The 18,823-nt window shown below is 70.2% G+C and carries 16 protein-coding genes and 1 pseudogene; 10 read left to right on the top strand and 7 right to left on the bottom strand.

What is annotated here, in order from left to right; all coding sequences use genetic code 11:
• Window positions 1-171 precede the first annotated feature (171 nt).
• The 3 genes from ATK36_RS07905 to ATK36_RS07895 form a co-directional block, all read right to left on the bottom strand.
• The gene (locus ATK36_RS07905; RefSeq protein WP_245914509.1) at window positions 172-1,344 is read right to left on the bottom strand and encodes an 8-amino-7-oxononanoate synthase; all 1,173 of its coding nucleotides are present in this window, start codon (window positions 1,342-1,344) and stop codon (window positions 172-174) included.
• Between the two features lie 865 nt (window positions 1,345-2,209).
• Window positions 2,210-4,000: a DEAD/DEAH box helicase gene (locus ATK36_RS07900; protein ID WP_245914507.1), complete on the bottom strand. Its 1,791-nt coding sequence runs from the start codon at window positions 3,998-4,000 to the stop codon at window positions 2,210-2,212.
• Between the two features lie 323 nt (window positions 4,001-4,323).
• Window positions 4,324-5,274, bottom strand: coding sequence for a serine protein kinase RIO (locus ATK36_RS07895; protein WP_098510670.1), 951 nt, complete (start codon window positions 5,272-5,274; stop codon window positions 4,324-4,326).
• 209 nt (window positions 5,275-5,483) lie between these two features.
• Here ATK36_RS07895 and ATK36_RS07890 point away from each other — a divergent pair.
• Window positions 5,484-6,231: pseudogene (locus ATK36_RS07890) on the top strand (phytoene desaturase family protein); the annotation flags it as partial.
• 194 nt (window positions 6,232-6,425) lie between these two features.
• Complete coding sequence (locus ATK36_RS07885; RefSeq protein ID WP_098510669.1) at window positions 6,426-7,514, top strand: NAD(P)/FAD-dependent oxidoreductase; 1,089 nt, start codon at window positions 6,426-6,428, stop codon at window positions 7,512-7,514.
• Between the two features lie 297 nt (window positions 7,515-7,811).
• Here ATK36_RS07885 and yaaA read toward each other — a convergent pair whose 3' ends face one another.
• Entirely contained in the window at window positions 7,812-8,555 is a 744-nt protein-coding gene (yaaA, locus tag ATK36_RS07880) for a peroxide stress protein YaaA (RefSeq protein ID WP_098510668.1), read from the bottom strand.
• Between the two features lie 120 nt (window positions 8,556-8,675).
• On the opposite strand from yaaA, the gene ATK36_RS33375 reads away from it, so the two are divergent.
• From ATK36_RS33375 to ATK36_RS07860, 7 genes are all read left to right on the top strand, one after another.
• Complete coding sequence (locus tag ATK36_RS33375; RefSeq protein ID WP_245914505.1) at window positions 8,676-8,942, top strand: hypothetical protein; 267 nt, start codon at window positions 8,676-8,678, stop codon at window positions 8,940-8,942.
• 70 nt (window positions 8,943-9,012) lie between these two features.
• Entirely contained in the window at window positions 9,013-9,225 is a 213-nt protein-coding gene (locus ATK36_RS33370; RefSeq protein ID WP_245914503.1) for a hypothetical protein, read from the top strand.
• Entirely contained in the window at window positions 9,222-9,563 is a 342-nt protein-coding gene (locus ATK36_RS33365) for a GNAT family N-acetyltransferase (protein ID WP_245914501.1), read from the top strand. Before ATK36_RS33370 ends, ATK36_RS33365 begins: the two co-directional genes overlap by 4 nt.
• Before the next feature lie 162 nt (window positions 9,564-9,725).
• Window positions 9,726-10,169, top strand: a complete 444-nt coding sequence (locus tag ATK36_RS31350; protein WP_141544394.1) for a hypothetical protein — start codon at window positions 9,726-9,728, stop codon at window positions 10,167-10,169.
• Window positions 10,166-10,774 (top strand): DUF3558 domain-containing protein, encoded by a 609-nt coding sequence (locus ATK36_RS07865; RefSeq protein ID WP_342751993.1) that lies wholly within the window; start codon window positions 10,166-10,168, stop codon window positions 10,772-10,774. The genes ATK36_RS31350 and ATK36_RS07865 overlap by 4 nt, the downstream gene beginning before the upstream one ends.
• Window positions 10,774-12,090: a hypothetical protein gene (locus tag ATK36_RS31345; RefSeq protein WP_141544393.1), complete on the top strand. Its 1,317-nt coding sequence runs from the start codon at window positions 10,774-10,776 to the stop codon at window positions 12,088-12,090. Before ATK36_RS07865 ends, ATK36_RS31345 begins: the two co-directional genes overlap by 1 nt.
• A gap of 4 nt (window positions 12,091-12,094) precedes the next feature.
• Window positions 12,095-12,874, top strand: coding sequence for an ESX secretion-associated protein EspG (locus tag ATK36_RS07860; protein ID WP_098510666.1), 780 nt, complete (start codon window positions 12,095-12,097; stop codon window positions 12,872-12,874).
• A gap of 15 nt (window positions 12,875-12,889) precedes the next feature.
• Here the strand turns inward: ATK36_RS07860 and ATK36_RS07855 are convergent, their stop codons facing one another.
• Together ATK36_RS07855 and ATK36_RS07850 are read right to left on the bottom strand one after the other, a co-directional pair.
• Window positions 12,890-13,465 carry an SDR family oxidoreductase gene (locus tag ATK36_RS07855; RefSeq protein WP_245914499.1) on the bottom strand — a complete coding sequence of 192 codons (576 nt, stop codon included), beginning with the start codon at window positions 13,463-13,465 and terminating at the stop codon, window positions 12,890-12,892.
• A 267-nt stretch (window positions 13,466-13,732) separates the two neighbouring features.
• Window positions 13,733-14,089, bottom strand: a complete 357-nt coding sequence (locus tag ATK36_RS07850; protein ID WP_098510665.1) for a VOC family protein — start codon at window positions 14,087-14,089, stop codon at window positions 13,733-13,735.
• A 127-nt stretch (window positions 14,090-14,216) separates the two neighbouring features.
• Between ATK36_RS07850 and ATK36_RS07845 the strand changes: the two genes are divergently transcribed.
• Complete coding sequence (locus ATK36_RS07845) at window positions 14,217-15,965, top strand: proline--tRNA ligase (protein ID WP_098510664.1); 1,749 nt, start codon at window positions 14,217-14,219, stop codon at window positions 15,963-15,965.
• A 532-nt stretch (window positions 15,966-16,497) separates the two neighbouring features.
• Here ATK36_RS07845 and ATK36_RS07840 read toward each other — a convergent pair.
• Window positions 16,498-18,687 carry a bifunctional lysylphosphatidylglycerol flippase/synthetase MprF gene (locus ATK36_RS07840; protein ID WP_098510663.1) on the bottom strand — a complete coding sequence of 730 codons (2,190 nt, stop codon included), beginning with the start codon at window positions 18,685-18,687 and terminating at the stop codon, window positions 16,498-16,500.
• Between the last annotated feature and the right edge of the window lie 136 nt (window positions 18,688-18,823).

Genomic DNA, 18,823 nt, shown 5'->3' with positions numbered 1-18,823 from the left:
TGCCGGGTTGCCGGGTTGCCGGGTTGCCGGGTTGCCGGGTTGCCGGGTTGCCGGGTTGCCGGGTTGCCGGGTTGCCGGGTTGCCGGGTTGCCGGGTTGCCGGGTTGCCGGGTTGCCGGCCTTCCAACCGGCTTGGGCGGACGCGGGGTGTTCTCCGCGCGGCCGACTCCGCTCAGGTGGCGTCGCGGGGCGCGGTCGCGGTGACGACCTTCACCGCACGGTCCACATCGGACTCGGTCAGGTCGGCGCGGGCGGTCAGGCGGAGCCGGGAGACCCCGTCCGGCACCGACGGCGGCCGGAAACAGGCGACGCGGATTCCTTGCTCGGCACAGGATTCCGCCCATCCGACCGCGGTTTCCGGGGATGGCGCGCGCACTGAGATGACCGCGGCTTCCGGGAGGGTGACGCTCAGCCCGGCGGCCTTCAGCTGCATGGCCAGGTTCGCCGCGTTGCCGGTCGCCTTCGCCGGCAGGTCCGGTTCGGACTTGAGCACGCCCAGCGCGGCCAGCGCCGCGGCGGCACTCGCGGGCGCCAGCGCGGTGTCGAAGATGAAGCTGCGCGCCGTCTCCACCAGATGCCGGATCACCCGGCGTGGACCGATCACCGCTCCGCCCTGCGCGCCGAGTGCTTTGGACAGCGTGCATGTGGTGACGACATCCGGGGCCGCGGACAGCCCGGCCGCGTACACCGCGCCCCGGCCGCCCTCGCCGAGCACACCGAGGCCATGAGCGTCGTCGACGAGCAGCGCCGCGCTGTGCTCGCGGCAGATTCCGGCCAGCTCCGCGAGCGGGGCGAGGTCGCCGTCCACCGAGAAGATCGATTCGGTGACCACCAGCGCCCGTGGCTTCCGCCGCGTGGCCAGCGCGCGGCGGACCGCGTCTGGGGTCGAGTGCGCAACCGCCGCCACATCGGCCCGGGAGAGCCGGCAGCCTTCGATCAGCGAGGCGTGCACGTACTTGTCGCTGACGATCGCGGATTCCGAACCGGACAGCGCCGTCACCGCACCGAGGTTTGCCGCGAATCCGGAGGAGAAGACGAGCGCAGCCTGCGCCCCGCAGAATCGGGCCAGCTCGTGCTCCAGCTCCGCGTGCAGCTCGGTCGAACCGGTCACCAGGCGGGACCCGGTGGCCCCCGCTCCCCACCGCAACGCAGCCGCCGCGGCCGCTCCGGCGACCCTCTTGTCCCTGGCGAGGCCGAGGTAGTCGTTGCCCGCCAGATCCAGCTCGTCCGGCTGCGCCGGCCGCGGCCGGAGGCGGCGGGTGAGTCCTGCTTCCGCCCGCTTCCCGGCCTCACCGTCAAGCCAGTCGAAAACGTTGTCCGGCGGCAGTGCTGGCGAGGCGTTCACGCCTGGCAGTGTCGCATCCACCCGACCTCGCCGAGCGTGCGACCCGCCACAGCTGTATCGCCCTGCTGGTCCCGGAAACTCCTTCCCCACGGTTCCCCGCATGGTGGCGTCATTCAGGTACCCCATCGCGGGGAAGGACCAGATGATCAGACCAGGTGACGCTGACCGGCTGAAGGCCGGATGGCCGGTCTGGATGGTCGGGCTGGATAACCGGACCATCCAATCGGACTCGCCGATCGGCTCCGCCGATCGGATCGGATAGCCGGACTCCGGGTGAGTAATCGGGATGGGCAGGCCGGACGACCTGGCTGCGTGACCGGGTTTTGGTGATCAGGATGGTCTGGTGATCAGGACGGTGGGTAAAGCTCCCGTGGTCAGGCCGGGAGAGGCCTTACCGGCTGAAGGGGATGCGCCGACTACATCACCTGGGTTGATCAGATGGCCGCGTCATGTGGCTGGATCGGATGGTCGGGGGAGTGGCCGGGCCATCCGATCGGGCCAGTTGGCTGCGCGGACCGCGGGGTGGCTCGCCTGTCCGGACGGTTGGTCTGAGAGGCCCAGGTGAGCAGTCTGGCTCGGGCGGCTCGATGGGGCGGGCGGTCTGGGTGGTGTGGATGGAGACGCCCAGATGGAGACGCCCAAGATGGTCAGGCCGAGCGGCGTGGACAGGCCGGGTGAGCTGGCCACCTGGTCTGGTTGACCAGGCGGGGCAGCTGGTTGGAGCAGATGATCTCGTCATCGGCATGGGTCGCCGGGTGGTGGGTTCGGATGGTTTGGGTATATGGCCACAACACAACAGATCAGCCCAGCCGACGCGGCGGCCTGGGTAGGCGGCGTCGGCTGGGCTGATCAGCTGGCGACGGGATCAGGAATCGTAGCTGCGGCGCGGGCCGCGGCCGGGGCGTTGCGGGCGGCCGGAGCCGGAGCCGGAGCCGGAGCCCCCGCCGAAGCGCTGCTGGCGCCCGCGGCCACCGTAGCCGGGGCGGCTGTCGCGGGAGGACTGGTCCCCGTAGTTCCGGCTGCCGTGGTGCGGGCGGTCGTCCCGGGAACCCTGGTGGCCGTAGGCGGGGCGGTCGTCACGCGAGCCCTGGTGGCTGTAAGAACGATCGTCGCGGGAGGAGGACTGATCGCCGTAACCCCGGCTCTCGCGCGAGCCGGAGCCGTAACCCCGGTCCTCCCGTGAGCCGTTGCCGTAACCCCGGTCCTCGCGCGGGCCACGGGAACCGTCGCCGTAGCTGCGTCGGCCGCGGTCCTCGTACGAGCCGCGGCGGGGGCCGCGGTCGTCACGGCCACCGCGGTAGCCGCGGTCGTCACGGTCGCCGAAACGGCCGCGGCGAGGGGTCTCGCGGCGTCGCTCCACGACCGGCTCGCCGCTGGGTTCGCGGGCGCCGGTGATGCGGGACAGGTCGTCGTCCTCCGGGCGGATCATGGTGGTCGCGGCGCGGACGCCCGCGCGGTCGGTCATCCGGTTGACGGTGCGGCGCTGGTCGCGGGTGACCAGCGTGACCACGGTGCCGGACGCCCCGGCCCGCGCGGTGCGGCCCGCGCGGTGGAGGTAGTCCTTGTGGTCCGCGGCCGGGTCCACGTGCAGCACCAGGGAGATGTCGTCGACGTGGATACCGCGCGCGGCGACGTCGGTGGCCACCAGCACCGCGGCGTGGCCTTCCTTGAAGTCCGACAGCACCCGGTTGCGCTGGCCCTGAGTCTTGCCGCCGTGCAGCGCCGCCGCGTGCACACCCTGCTCGCGCAGCCGCTCGGTGAGCCGGTCCACGTGGTGCTTGGTGCGCACGAACATGATCGTGCGGCCCTCGCGCGCCCCGATCCGGGTGATGATGTCCTGCTTGTCCGAGTGCGACACCTGGAACAGGTGGTGGTCCATGGTGGTCACGCTCGCGGTGGACGGTGCGACCGAATGCGTCACCGGGTCGGCCAGGTACTGGCGGACCAGCTTGTCCACGTCACCGTCGAGCGTGGCGGAGAACAGCAGCCGCTGCCCGCCCGGCGGAGTGAGGTCGAGGATCTCCCGCACCTGCGGCATGAACCCCATGTCGGCCATCTGATCGGCCTCGTCGAGCGCGATGAAGTTGCAGTCGCCCAGCGAGGCGGTGCCCTGGCGGACGTGGTCGGACAACCGGCCGGGGGTGGCGATCAGCAGGTCGACCCCGCGGTGCAGGGCGTCGGCCTGGCGGGTGAAGGACATCCCGCCGACCGCGGTGCGGCACCACAGGCCGAGCGACTTGGCCAGCGGGGTCAGCGAATCGGCCACCTGCATGGCCAGCTCGCGGGTGGGCACCAGGATCAGCGCGCGCGGCCGCTTCGGGCGGGCCTTGCCGCCGTCGAGCCGGGCCAGCATGGCCAGGCCGAAGGCGAGGGTCTTGCCGGACCCGGTCTGCGCGCGGCCCAGCACGTCACGGCCGGCCAGCGCGTCCGGGATGGTCGCGGACTGGATCGGGAACGGCGCGTCGATGCCCTGCTCGGACAGCGCCCGCAGCAGCCCGTCGGGCAGGCCGAGCTCGGCGAAGGTGCGGGTCTTCGGGGTCTCCACCGCGTCGTCGCGCAGCAGCTCGCCGCCGGACTGGCGGTGCCGCGGGGCGCGATCGGGCCGGCCGGCTCGCGGGGAGCGGGTGGAGTGGCCGGAATTGAACGTGACTGTCACAGATGCCTCTCGGACGTGGCACGTCGCAAGGAGGCCCGGGCTGCCCGCTCGCAGGCAGGGCAAGATGGTGTGCGGTGGGCGTTCACAGGGACGGACCCGGTGCACGACGCCGCGGCGCCGGACACCGATGGAAAATGCTTCGGATTTGCACCGCGAGCCCTGCAGCGGGCTATGGAGGCGACGGACACCAACTCATCCACGCCGCCGTTGCGGTCGGTGGTTACTGTACCGGAGCGGTACCCACGGCCGCGCACCCAGGTCCGCGGTTGTGGGCAGGGTCGCAGGTGTGCGTTGCGCCACTCCCGCGACCCCGCCGCGTGGCCTCAGCCGAGCCCGGCCGCGAAAGTCAGCCGCGCCACCAGATCGTCGGTGGTGGCCAGGTCTTCGGGCAGGCCCCGGCCGCGGAACCAGCAGGCCAGATTCGCCACGTCGCGGGCCAGGAACTCGAGCCCACGCGGGTTGACGATCAGGTCGACCACCTGCGGCAGATCGATCACCATCAGGTGCCCTTCGTGCACCAGCAGGTTGTACGCGGACAGGTCACCGTGCGCGAGTCCTTGCCCGGCCAGCAGCTCGAGCGCTACACCGGCCTGCTCCCACAGGCCGGCCAGTTCGTCCGGCTCCGGGCGGAGCTGGGCCAACCGGGGAGCCGCGGTGCCGTCCGGCTCGCCGAGGAACTCGAGCAGCAATTCGGTGCCGTGCCGCTGCACCGGGTAGGGCACTGGGGCGCCTACCGTCCACAGCTTGCTCAGCGCGGCGAATTCGGCGGCCGCCCACTGTTCGGCGATCAGGTTGCGGCCGAACGTGGTCCGCCCGGCGATCGCGCGCATCTCGCGGGACCGGCGCAGGCGCCGGCCTTCGAGGTAGCCCGCGTCGCGATGGAACAGCTTGTGCTCGTCCGAGCGGTATCGCTTGGCCGCGAGCAGCACCCCGTCGGCGCCGGGCTCGTGGCGGCGTATCAGGTGGACATCGGCCTCCTTGCCGGTTTTCAGGACGCCGAGGTCGGTATCGAGCGCGCCGAGCCCGGTGGGTACCCAGTCCGGCCGCGGATGCGGTCCCTGCTCGGCATCGCCCCAGGTGGTCCGGCGATCGGCGCCGTCCGGGAGTTCTGGCTCGGCGTAGGCCTCCTCACGGAGCTGTGCCAGCCGGACGCGTTCGCCCTCGGTGAGCCGCCCGCGCCGAGCCGGGGCGGGGGCATTGTCGGACTGGCGGCGCGGCCGCCGCGGGGAATCGTCGAAGGAATCGGAATAGTCTTGGTAATCGTCCCAGCGCACTGGTGGGTTCTCCTCGATCGGGATGCCCCACCGGACGAGCACGTGCGCTAGCCGGGCAGGGCGGGCGGAAGCGGGCAGGAAAACGCCCGGACAAGCTCCATGACGCACCTCCTCACCCCGGCACCCTGCCGATCGGTGCCCAGCGTGCCGCGTGGTGCGACGGCGGCGCAACCGATTTATCCGGGCCGCGGGCTTCTGGGCTTGCGCGCATGGATTACGACGCGGTGATCGTGGGCAGCGGGCACAACGGGCTGGTCGTGGCGGCCTATCTGGCCGGGGCCGGACGGCCGGTGCTGGTGCTCGAACGGCGCGACGGGATCGGTGGCGCGCCGGTGTCCTCCCGCCCGTTCGCGGGGGTCGACGTGCGGTTGTCCCGCTATTCCTACCTGGTAAGCCTGCTGCCTCGGCGGATCATCGCGGACCTCGGGCTGGACGAGCGGCACCGGATGTCTTCGTACGTGCCGGTCGACGGAACAGGTCTCCTTGTCGACATCGCGACCGAAGCGCGCACCGCCGAATCGTTCCGCACGGTCACGGGGTCCACAAAGGACTTCGAGGCCTGGCAACGGTTCTACGCGCTGGCCGGACGGGTCGCCGCGGTGACCTTCGACGCGTTCGGCGGTACGTTCCATGTGAACGAGTCCTTCTCCCAACTGGAAACTGCGTGCGCGGAGGCTGCGGCGGGCCGGATACCTGCGTTGCCGCCGTGCGAGATCTACTCTCAGTCGCTGACCGACGGCTCGATTCTCGGTGCTGCAGAAAGGGAATCCGGCGTGCAGACGCTGACTCTGTTCGGTTTCCACATGCCGGCTCGCCTTTTCGAGGCGGATAACGAACGCGCGCCCCGAAGCACTGCAAGCTACCTTGGCTTCGCTGAACAGCGGGCTGGCCGAGTCGATCGAGGACTGCCTTGCGCGGGACGCGGATGGCAGCCCGTGCGTGGAAGCGAAGACACCGCGGCGGCGGGGTGAGCGGAATTCCGGGCCATACTGTGCCGATCATTACTAATCCGACCACAGTCACGGCCTGATGGCTTCGTAGCAACGGTTACGTGCCGGGTGGGGGTCGGCCTACTAATCAGTTCGGATTAGTAACGCCGCGATGGCTTTACTCGGTCGACGTTTCGGCGCCGGGCGGGCAAGGTGAGAGACATGCGTGTGATTGTGATCGGCAGTGGGATGGGTGGTGCCGCCACGGCCTACCACCTGGCCGTGCGCGGGGCGGATGTCGTAGTGGTGGACGCGGAGCTGCCGGGCGTGGCCACGGACGCGGGGGCCGGGATCGTCAGCCCGTGGACCTCGCGGTGGGACGACGCGGTGTACCCGCTCGCTGCCGCGGCTGGCCGCTACTACCCGCAGCTCGCGGCTAAGCTGCGGGAACTTGGGCACGAGCCGTCGTACGAGGTGGTCGGCGGGCTTGTCGTTTCAGCGGACGAGCGCGAACTCGCCGCCGAGCAGGAGCGGATCGCCGCCCGGATCGGGGACGCGCCGGAAGCGGGCACTTTGCAGCGCCTTGATCCGGCGCAGGCCCGCGAACTGTTCCCGCCGCTGGCACCGGACCTCGCGGCAGTGCACCTGACCGGCATCGGCCGGGTGGACGGACGGGTGCTGCGCCGCGCGCTGATCTCTGCCGCGATCGACCGGGGCGTGCAGTTCATCCAGGCGGGCGCTTCGTTGCAACCCGGGTTGCGGGTACGCGCAGGGGCGGACGAGCTGGACGGCGACGCGGTCGTGCTGGCCGCCGGAGCGTGGTCGGCCGACGTCGCCGAGCCGTTGGGCGTACCCGTGCCGGTGGCGCCGCAACGGGGGCAGATCAGCCACTTCGACCTGCCGGGCACCGATACCGCGGCGTGGCCGGTCGTCCTGCCGCAGAGCGGTCACTACCTGCTCGCGTTCCCCGGCGGCCGGGTGGTCGCGGGCGCCACCCGCGAAACCGGCTCGGGTTTCGACCACCGGGTGACCGTCGCCGGTCAGCGGGAGATCCTGGACGAGGCGCTCACCGTTGCTCCCGGGCTGGCCGATGCGAGCCTCGCGGAGACCCGCGTGGGCTTCCGCCCGGCGACGCCGGACACAGTGCCGCTGCTCGGCCAGGTGGCGTCCGGGCTGTTCCTGGCCACCGGCTTCGGCCCGGCCGGGCTGACGCTGGCGCCCTACGCCGGGAAGCTGGTCGCGGACCTCGTCCTGGGCGAGGACGTGCCGGCGGACCTGCTTGCCCCGTGCGCTCCGGCTCGGTTCGCCTGACGCGGGCTCAGCCCAGGGTCCCGGCAAAGTCGCTCGAGGCCCCGTGATCAGCAGAGGGAGCCGTGGCTGCCGCGTCGTCCATCGACGGCGCCTGCCCTCTCGATCGATTGCGCCCGGCAGCAGGCGATGCGGAGGTGTTCGAGATGCGCGACCACCTCGCGCTGTGCGCCGGACCTGTCTCGGGTCTGTGAAGGGGCCCTTCACAGACTCAGAGTCCGTGAAGGGCCCCTTCACAGACCTTCACGGACCTTCGCAGTCTGCGCCCCCTCACACCGACTTTGCCGACACCCTGCTGGCTCAGCCGGTGAGCAGTTCCAGCGCGTGCTCGCCGGTGCGCTCCACGGTCAGGCCCGCCTTCGACACGACCCGGAGCAACTGCTCCACAGTGGACGGTTCGCTGCGGGAGGTGGCGAGCACGGCGGCCAGCTTTCCCTTGTACGCCTTGTTGAAATGGCTGACGGTGGTGCGGTTGCCTGGTGCGTCCTCGGTGACCACGCGCACCGTGACCGCGTCCGGGCGCAGTTTCGCGAAGGCCGCGTAGGTGCCCGACCGCAGGTCGATCACCAGGCCTTCGACCTCGCGCAGCACCGGCTCCAGCACCGGTTTCCACAGCCCGCGCACGGTACCCAGCGCGGGCACGGTGTTCCCGCCGGAGAGCCGGTAGGCCGGAATCGGGTCGGTCGCCGAGACCACCCCGAACAGGGCGGAGGTGACGGCGAGCCGCTGCTGGGCCTTGGCGAGCCCGGCGCGGGTGAAACTGCGCACATCGAGCGCGTCGTAGAGCACGCCGGTGTAGCGGCGCAGCGCGGGCATCGTGGGGGAGGTGCGCAGCTGCGCGTTGCGGGCGACCTCGTCGGCCTGACGGGCGGAGATACCGAGCGCGGAGAGGCTGGCCGGAACGTCGCCGGCCAGCTCGACCAGCGCGTCGCTGAGCTTGGCGCGCACCGGGTTCAGCTCGGGGAAGGACAGCGCGCCGAGATCGAGCGGAGCGCCTTCGCCGCCGTCGGCCTTGGTCTCGGAAGGGGGGAGGAGCACCAGCACTCCCGGAGCGTAGCCGCCGGGTGATCCGGGTGCGGGGGTGGTTCCTGCCCTTTTGGTATAGACCTCACCTGGCGCCCCCTCACGCTCGACGACGCCGGCGCGCTCTCCCGGCTGTACGCGGTGGCGGAGAAGGCCGATCGGATCGGCGAATTCTGCTCCGAAGAGGACTTGCGGGAGGAGCTGTCCGCGCCGGCCGTGGACCTGGCGACGGCCAGCATCGGCGCCTGGGCCGGTGCACAGCTGGTGAGCTACGCCGTGGTCACCCCGCGTCCAGCGGCCGACCCGGTGCACGCCCCGAGCCTGGAATCGCTGACCGACCCGGGTTTCCCGCGAGGTGGCCGCCCGCCTCACCGAATGGGGCCCAGTCGCGGCCCGTCGTGTCCATGAACGGCATTTCCCGGCCGCGCCGCTGGAACTGCACACTGGTGCGCACGAGAACGAAAGGTGGTACCTCGACGTGCTCGCACAGGCCGGCTACCGGCGGGTTCGGACGTTCGTGGAGATGCGCGCGGACCTCAGGGCGTTGCCGTCGTCGCCCCTGCCCGATGACCTGGTGCGTACGCCGTTCGAGGACCGCTACGACGCACTGACCCTGGACGCCCGCAACGCCACCTTCGCCGGTCACTGGGGCAGCATGGAGGAACCCTGGAGTCGTGGCGGCACCAGATGACCGGCAGCAAGGACTTCCGCGCGGACCTGTCCTTCCTTCTGCTGACGCCGGGACGCGACCGCGTACAGGCGTTCGTGCTGAGCGCGTTTCACCCTGCCGACGCCGAGGGAACCGGCGTACGAGAGCTGTACGTGCATTACATCGGTACTCGCGCTGAAGCGCGCCGACGCGGGCTCGCGAGCGCACTGCTCGCGTACACCCTTCAAGAGGCGCGCAAAGGCCGGTTTCGAGCGCTCCGCACTGAGCGTAGACGTGGAGAACGACCACGGGGCGCTGTCGCTGTACGCGGTGCGGGTTCCGGGTCGCGGAGAGCACGTATAGCTACGTGCTGCCGTTGAACTGACGGAGCCGTCATGTGCGTTGGGACCGAGTGCCCTGGGGTGATTCCGCCATTAGAAGGTATCTTTCGGTGAAACCTCCGCTACCCTGAGTCAGGGGCGGAGTGTTTTCGAGTGGGTTGCTCCGCCGGCGCCAACGGGTGTAGCCGGAGGGGGAATTCCGTGTCTCAACCTGCGTCCGGGCCACAGTGGCTCGAAGGACTCGGCTTTGCGATCACCGACCGGCCGGGCGGTGGGGGAGCGTCCGGTGGCGGTGCGGGGCCGGGGTTCGCGATGTCTGTCGACGAGGCGCGGAGCATGCTCGTTGTGGCCAGGCGTGTTCGCGACAAGTACCGCAGCATGCGCTCAGCGGCGGAAAAAACCCTTAGGATGAATCCGCCGGCTGACGAGCCAAATGGAAACAGTTACAACAAGAACATGGTGGGTGAAGACCACAACAGCGGTGTGCTGGGCGCGGGCAGGGCACAGATCGAACTTGCGTGTAACTATGCGAATGAGCTGGTCTTCCGGCTGGAGCAGGCGCTCGGGATTACCGATTCGTCGGACAATCAGGCAAGGGCCGACGTCGAGAATGTGGTGCCGGGTGAAGGCAAGGGGTTCGCGTGAGGGCGCCCCGGGCATCGATTGCCTTGGTCGGGGCTGTTCTTGCGGTGGGAGGTTGTTCCGCGAAACCGGCCGCCGCCCCTGCGAGTGCTCCGGCATCCTCGGCAAGAGCGGCCTTGCCGCACAGTGGTGCCCCCAAAGTCGATCACCCGCTCCCGGCGTCCGTGCTCTCCGGCGACCCCTGTCAGAGTGCGCTGACCTCGGACCAGCTTGCCCAAATCCTCGGCACCGTGCCCCAAGGCGAACCGGATTCCATAGACGGTCTCGGCTCAAGCTGCGATTGGCACGCTGACGCCAGTGTCTCGGTGAGCTACGTGACACAGGACCACCAGGGGCTCAGTGCGGTATATCGGAATGCCAAGCCACAAACCTCGGTGTGGCGGGTCTTTCCGCTGATTCAGGGCTTTCCGGCCGTGGGATATGTCAGCAGAGAAAGCAAGCTGGGTGACATCTGCACAGTGAGCGTCGGGATTGCCGACAGCGTTTCGTTCGATGCGGGGCTGATCTTGAGTCGAGCCAGGAAGGACGCGCATGCGGACCCGTGTGAGCTGGCGGCGCGGGTGGCGGGCATGGTCGCCACCAACCTGCGGCGGAAGGCGGGTTCGTGATGAGCATGTTCGACTGGGTCGGCGAGGGTGTGCAATGGTTGAACGAGCAATTCAACGAGGTCGAGCAATGGGCTTCGAACGTGTGGCACGGAAATACCGGTGATCAGGCCGTTCCGGCGCCGGATCTGGTGGAGAGAATTCTGGCCAGCAAGGGCGCTGTGGAATGGCATCAAGGCGCGACTTCGCTGGATCAAATAGCACAAGATCATGATGAGGTCAGTGCTGATGTGCAGCGGCTGAGTACTGGTCTGGAATCGGTATGGTCGGGGAATGGTGCAGAGGCAGCGCGGGGGAGGATCCGGCCGTTGGGTGATGCTTCTGCGGTGGCAGGGGAGACTTATATTGGCAATGCGCGGAATCTGGCTGACCTGGCGCACGGATTCGACCAGATGAAATCCGCGTTGCAGGCGATGCCGAAGACGCCGCCGCACAAGAATTTCTTCGATACCGCGACGCCGTGGGACACCGACACCGAAGAGCAGATCGCTGCCTACAACAGGATTGCGCAGGAGAATCTGGATCGCTACCGTGGTTATGCGAAACAGGCGCAGGCCAGTGGCCAGGGTTTGAAGAATGATTACGGCCGGCTCACTGCTTTTGACGGCCAGATCACGCTTGCTGCGCAAGCCCCAGGGCACTCCCCTTCGCCGCACAAGCCTCATAGCGGGCCTGGCAATCCTTCGTATGTCCAGCCGGAGCCGACCGGCATGGGTGGTGTTGCGCCACCGCCACCGCCACCGCCGCAGCCACAGTCGCCGGTCGAAGGCTCGGTGTCGAAAGGTTTCGCTCGGCCGCAGGAGCCCGCATCTCCGAGTGGTCACCGGCCGTCGGCTGAGGCGGGTGATCCGTCCGGCGGCGGCGATATGCGAACGGCGGGCGCTGTGCCACCGCCGCCGCTGCTACCCGAGCAGCGGTTCGGTTCGACGCCTGCGCTGCCGGTGTCCGGTTCGGCGACTGGCGCCGGTGGCGATTCGTCGTGGTCTGGCGGATTCGGGGGTGGCACGTCCACTGGGCCGGGCAAACCCGGTGGACCGGCCGGTCGCGGGCGGCCTGGTGCACCTGGCGGTGGCGCCCGATCGGGTGCCGGCGCAGAGGGGAGCCTGCGCGAAGCGGGTCGTGGGCTCGCCGGGGCGCGTGGCGGGGCGGTCGTGGGTGGTGTGGCGCCCGCTGGTGGCAAGGGTGAAAGCGACAAGGAACACCAGCGCAAGTACGGCGTGGACGACGATTCCGTGCTCAGCCTGACCGACGGCGACGGCGAGCGGCTGGTGGATCCGCGGACCGGGCTGCCGCCCACGCCCCCGACGATCGGGGGCTGAACCAATGCCGACCAACGTCATCGAACAGCCGGTGCGGCTGTTCCGGCCGGTGTTTCTGGTGTCCTGGGAGCTGGCCGGGCTCGGCGCGCTCCCGGTTGTCGTCGACCCGGACCAGACCTATCGGACCGGCGAAGCCACTGCCGCGCTGCGGGAACGCGCGCTCGGGGTGCTTGCCCGCCTCGGTCTGGCCGACGCGGACGGCCTGCTCGCGCCGCGCTATCGGGCCACGCTGGCGGTTCTTGCCACGGCCCGGCGCGAGGCGTACGCCTGGAGCAACTGCCACTACGTCGGCGAGCACGAGAGCGGGGCGTCCCTGACCGCGGATTCCGGACGGGACGCCATCCGGCTGATCACCGATCACGAGGTGATCCAGCTGGATCCCATCCGGCCGGCGAAGGTGATCGAAAGCCTGGTGGACGCGCTGCCCACCTACCCGGCGGCTCGGATCCGGTCGTTGTCCGTGCCGAAGGCGCACTACGACGACGCCGGTCATGACTTCGGGGCGGACGACCCGCTCGCCGAGATCTCCGACCAGGCGGACGAGCTGCGCCTGCTGATGCGCGCCGAGCGAGCCGCGATCCACCAACTCTACATCGCGATCCGCGCCCGGACCGGGGAACGCGCGCGCAGTGCGCCGCTGTCCGCCATCGATCTCGTCGGCCGGGGACGGGTGCTGAGCTTCGTGACCGGCGGCCCGGACGGCGCACCGCAGGTCAACCTCCGTCCCGGTCATCGTGCCCGCCTGGCCGCTGCGCTCGTTGCTGCTTCGGGCGCGCTCGAGTAGGGGCCCGTGTGTGGCTCAGTTCCAGCGGCGGAAGCCTCCTTCGGTGCTGATGGTCTGTTCGGTTATCCAGGCGGCGTCGTCGGTGTGGTCGTCCGGCACGCCCCACCGCCCCTGCGGGAAGTGCTGGTGCACGGCTTCGTGGACGTCGGGCGGGGCGTAGCCGGTGTCGGCGGGGCCGGGGTTGACGGTGATGGCCCGGTCGGCGAGGTGGTCGGCCAGGGTGCGGGTGATGGAGGCCAACGCGCCTTTGCCGGCGGCGTAGGCGACTTCGTGGCGCATGGGGCCGAGGTCTTGTCCTGACGTCAGGAAGGTGACTCGCCCGCCGGGGCGGCCGTCGTGCCGGGCGGCGAAGGCTCGGGTGAGCAGGATTGTCGATCGGGTGCTGACCGGCCCAGTGCGCGTCGAGCATGGCCGCGTCCAGGACGCCCAGTCGGCGTTACCCCCGCTGCGGGCGTGGTTGCAGACGACGATGTCGATGTGCGCGAACGCGTCGACGGCGGTGTTAACCAGTCTCTGGGGTGCGTCGGACTCGGCAAGGTCGAGTCCGGTGTGGTGGACGCGGGTGTCGGGGCCGGCCGGCGCACCGGTCACGTCCGTCGCGATGCTCTCCGGTCCCTCAGGGTCCGCGCCCCAGGGTTGCTCGCTGTGGTGATGCAGGACAGCTGGCGCCTGAGTCGGCCAGCCGCCGGGCAATGGCATAGCCGATTCCCGCGCGGCGGTTGACTCCGGTGACCGGGGCGATCTGGCCGCGCAGTGGCATCGGGCCGGGTCGTGACCGATTCGGTGTGCGTCATGATCACCAGTTTCGGGGAGGTCCAATTCCATCGGATTACGGACTGCTGGCTGTGGGTTCGCTGCTCAAGGGGCGCCGTGCTCCGCGACGCAGAACTCGTTGCCTTCCGGGTCGGCCAGGACGGTCCAGGCGAAGCCGGGGAAGGAGTGCTGGTCCAGTTCCGTGGCGCCGAGGCCGACGAGGCGCCGCACCTCGGCCGCGCGGTCGGAGGCGGTGAAATCGGCGTGCAGCCGGTTCTTCCCCGTGCGCGGTTCGGGGACCTGCTGGAACCCTAGGACCGGCCCGCCCGAGGGCGGTTGTTCGAGCATCAGGAACCCGCCGTAGTCGGCGGCCACGCGTACGTCCAGTGCCGCGGTCCAGAAGGCTGCCAGTGCACGCGGGTCGGCGCAGTCGACGGTGATCATGCGCAGTTCGAGTGTCATGCCGGACAGGCTAGCTCCGGGGACCGACAGAATCCGGCAGCCGCGGATAACCCGCATGCGTCGCGGCCGGGGGGTTGACTACTCTGTGCCAAACGTCTAGAGCACCGCTCAGTGCAGGGAGTCCGCAGTGATCACCAGGATGTCGTCGTTGTTCCTCCGCACGTTGCGCGAGGATCCGGCGGACGCCGAGGTACCCAGCCACAAGCTGCTGGTCCGCGCCGGCTACGTCCGCCGGGTCGCCCCGGGTGGTTACTCGTGGCTCCCGCTCGGGCTGCGGGTGCTGCGGCGCATCGAGCAGGTGGTGCGCGAGGAGATGAACGCGATCGGCGCGCAGGAACTCCAGTTCCCCGCGCTGCTGCCCCGCGAACCGTACGAGGCCACCGACCGCTGGACCGAGTACGGCGACAACCTCTTCCGGCTCAAGGACCGCCGCGGCGCCGACTACCTGCTCGGCCCCACGCACGAGGAGCTGTTCGCGCTCACCGTGAAGGGTGAGTACACCTCGTACAAGGACTTCCCGGTGATCCTGTACCAAGTCCAGACGAAGTACCGGGACGAGGCCCGGCCGCGCGCGGGCATCCTGCGCGGACGCGAGTTCGTCATGAAGGACTCCTACTCCTTCGACCTCGACGACGAGGGCCTGGAGCGGTCCTACCAGGCGCACCGCGGCGCGTACATCAAGCTGTTCGACCGGCTCGGCCTGGAGTACGTGATCGTCGCCGCCACGTCGGGCGCGATGGGCGGGTCGGCGTCGGAGGAGTTCCTCGCGGTCGCCGAGACCGGTGAGGACACCTACGTACGCAGCACCGGATCGGGTTACGCGGCGAACGTCGAGGCCGTGGTCACTCCCGTGCCGCCCGCGCGTCCGCTGGACGGGCTGCCCGAGGCGCAGGTGCACCACACCCCGGACACGCCGACCATCGAAACGCTCGTCGCGTTCTTCAACGCCGCCGGGCTCGGCCGCGAGTTCACCGCCGCGGACACGCTCAAGAACGTCCTGGTGAAGACCCGCCAGCCGGGCGCGAAGGAGTGGGAACTGCTCGGCGTCGGCGTGCCCGGCGACCGTGAGGTGGACTTCAAACGGCTGGAAGCCGCGCTCGAACCGGCCGAGGTCGAGCTGATCGACGAGGCGGACTTCGCGAAGAACCGCTTCCTCGTCAAGGGTTACATCGGGCCGAAGTCGTTGCAGGAGAACGGGATCCGCTACCTCGTCGACCCCAGGGTGGTCGAGGGCACGGCTTGGCTGACCGGCGCCGACCAGCCCGATCACCACGTGCTCGACCTGGTCGTGGGCCGCGATTTCACCCCGGACGGCACGATCGAGGCCGCCGAGGTCCGCGAAGGCGACGCCTCGCCGGACGGCCAGGGCACGCTGGTCGCCGCGCGCGGGATCGAGATCGGGCACATCTTCCAGCTCGGCCGCAAGTACACCGACGCGTTCGAGGTGGACGCGCTCGGCCCGGACTCCAAGCCGGTCCGGATCACCATGGGGTCCTACGGCGTCGGGGTGTCCCGGCTGGTCGGCGTGCTCGCCGAGCAGAACCACGACGGCGCGGGCCTGATCTGGCCGCGCGAGGTGTCGCCGTTCGACGTGCACGTGGTCATCGCGGGCAAGGACGACACGGTGCGCGCCGGGGCGGAGAAGCTCGCCGCGGACCTCGACGACGCCGGTCTCGAAGTGCTGCTGGACGACCGCAAGTCCACGCCGGGCGTGAAGTTCGCGGACGCGGAGCTGGTCGGCGTGCCGACGATCCTGGTGGTCGGCCGGGGCCTGGCGAACGGGCTGGTCGAGGTGAAGGACCGCCGCAGCGGCGAACGCGAGGAAATCGCGGTCGACGCGGTGGTCGGCCACCTGACGAAGCTGGTCCGCGCCTGATCCGGAGCGGGTTTCCGTTGCCGCACCTGCGCACGCGGGTGCGGCAATGCTGGTTTGTCCGGGTCCGCCGGTGGGTGGGGCTCCGTAGCGGGGGCGTGCAGGCGCGGGTCCTGCGGATTGCGGGCTGGTGATCTAGGCCCTGCACGTGGGTGACCAGATTGTCGGATGGAGCTGGCTGCGGCGGAGACGGCTGTGCTGGAGCCACCGCGATTTGTCGCCGAGTGCCGACACCGCCGAGCCTCGCCCGCACGGGTTCGCCTCTCAGTCGGTGGTGAACCTGTCCTGGCCCCGCTCGAGCACTGCCCACTGCACCGGATCACCTCTGAGCTGGTGGTGAACCTGCCCGAGTCTTGCCCACCGGCGTGGGATCAGCCTCCGAGTCGGTGGTGAACCTGCCTTGGTCCTGCCCGAGCCTTGCCCACTCGCGTGAGACCAGCCTCCGAGCTGGTGGCGAACTCCACGCGAGTTATGTCCACCGGCGTGGGATCCACCTCCACAGCCGTGGCGAACCCCGAGCCCCAAGCCAGCGCGGCTACTGCGGAGTCCCCGCGCCCGAGTGGTCCTCGACCCCGCCGCCGGTCCGCTGACGGCGCAGGGCGAGCTTGGCGAAGTCCTTCAGTCCGGCGTTGGGCAGGTACGCCCGGCCGAGCGCGAGACCGATCCGGGGCAGATCCGCTTCATCGCGGAAAGCCAGGTACAGCGGTTCGTGCCGCGGCTGGAACTTCGCCTTGAACGCGTGCAGCGAGCGGAATCCGTAGTACGGCTCCATCAGCGTGCTCAGCTTGTCGAGCATCCGGTCGACCGCCCGGCTCTGCGTGCGCTCCCGGCTGCGGACGAGTGGCGCCCCGGACAGCGACACGAACCGGGCGCCTTCCTCGCGGAAGGCGAGGCAGGCCGAGGCGATCACGAACTCCATCGCCGGGCGGAACCCGTCGCCGCGGCGGCGCATCACGTCGAGGGTCCAGCCGCCGACGGTGCCCGCGCCGGTGTGCACCGGTAGCCACGAGGTCACCCCGTGCACGACGCCCTCGGCGTCCACGGCCAGCCCGACCCGGGTGGCCGGGTCCATCGCCTCGTCCACCCCGCCGAGGGTGAAGCCCATTTCCGGCAGGCCCTTCTCGCCGATCCACTCCTTCGACAGCTCCCGCACCTGGTCGCGGATCTCCGGCGGCTGCTCGGCCAGCCGCACCAGGCGGAACTCGATCCCGTCCTTCTTCGCCCGGTTCAGCGCGGTGCGCACGTCCTGCCAGGCCTTGCCGCGGAACTGCAGGTTCTCCAGGTCCACCAGGGTGTCCTCGGCGACCTGCACGTGCTGCCAGCCCAGTTCCCTGGTCACCGCGACGGCCGAGGCGGTCGCGGAGAACACGCACGGCACCAGCCCGGTGTTCTCGCACATCGTGGCGAACTCGCGCAGCGTGCGCTCCCCGGAGCCGTCCGGGGCGACCGGATCGCCGAGCGCCACCGCGGCACCCGCGTGCCGCTGGTAGGCCAGGTAGGACGCCCCGTCGGAGGCGACGAAGTAGGAGTTGTGCGGCCACGTGGTCATCCACGAGAGGGTGCTGCCGCCGTTGCGCCCCAGCAGCAGCCGGGCGAACGCCGGGTCCGGGCCGGGCCGGAACAGCTTGCGGCAGCGGCGCCGCGAGGGCGTGCGGAAGGCCTTGAGCGCGGACAGCAGCAGCACCAGCTCGAATGTCCACAGGAGATTGTCCACGAAGAACAGCGCGAGCCCGTGGTCGTCGAAGTCCGCATGGAACACCCTGGTGACCGCCACCACGCCGCCGACCACGACCACCTGCCCCACCGCGGCGGCGCTGAGCACGACCGCGCACCGCCAGGCGAACCGCGAACCGCGGCGCAACCCGTTCAGCATCGGCACCACGACCAGGCACAGCGCCAGCACCTCCAGCCCCGAGAGGGAGACCTCGTCCGCGGAACCGAACGGGCCGTCGTCGGGCAGCAGCCACATCACGATCTCGGCGACGGTGAGCAGCACCAGCCCGGCGCAGGCGAGGAACCGCCATTCGCGCGCGCTGGTCATGCGGACGTCCTTCGCCCGGTTCGACCCGGCCAGCCGGTGGCCGAGCGGGAGACCGACGACGAGGGCGAAGAAGTGCACCAGGTCGGCGAGGTTGCCGACGAACATGATGGCCACCCCGGCGTACACGCACAGCCCGGCACGCAGCCGCAGCCGCCACGGATGGCGCAGGGCCGCGCTCGCCACCGCGATCGCGGCCAGCGTGCCGCCGGAGAACCCGACGTCGAGGGTGGTCGCGATGCGGTCCGCCCACTCCCAGCCGGAGTTCCGGCACAGTTCGAGGAACTGCAGGGCGGCGACGGTGGAGACCACCTGGCCGCCGATGGTGACCGCCATCGCCCGCCGGGTGCCCAGCTTCCATTCGGCGATCCCGGCCAGCAGCGCGAAGGTGCCCGTCATCGGAAGGTAGAACAACGGTCGCAACGCGAAGAACGGCCCGGTCACCATCGTCCACCAGCGGCCGTTCTCCATCGACGGCAGCCCGTAGGCGTAGTACGGGAAGGCGCCCTGGTGCTCGGCGGCTTGCCAGAGCGAACCGCTGGCGAAGCCCACGATCAGCATCGCAAGCACCACGACAGTGGTGAACGGTAGCCGGTGCCACAGCACGGCGAACCTGCCGAGCGCTCGCTCGTGTCCCCTCGTACCGGCACCGTCGGCGGTCTTCCCGGCCGGCGTTGCGGTGGTCATGGTCCATAGTCTGTACCGGCCGCGCGATCGAGGCATCCATCGACGGGGCGACATCTGCCCCTAAGGGTGTGCTACCGGGGGAGGACCCCGGTCTGGCCACGAGGGTGACGATCGATGACATAGTTCGCTCTCACCT

It is taken from the genome of Amycolatopsis sulphurea (assembly GCF_002564045.1).
In the GTDB taxonomy this organism is placed as follows: domain Bacteria; phylum Actinomycetota; class Actinomycetes; order Mycobacteriales; family Pseudonocardiaceae; genus Amycolatopsis; species Amycolatopsis sulphurea.
This window is presented reverse-complemented; position numbering and strand designations above follow the sequence as displayed.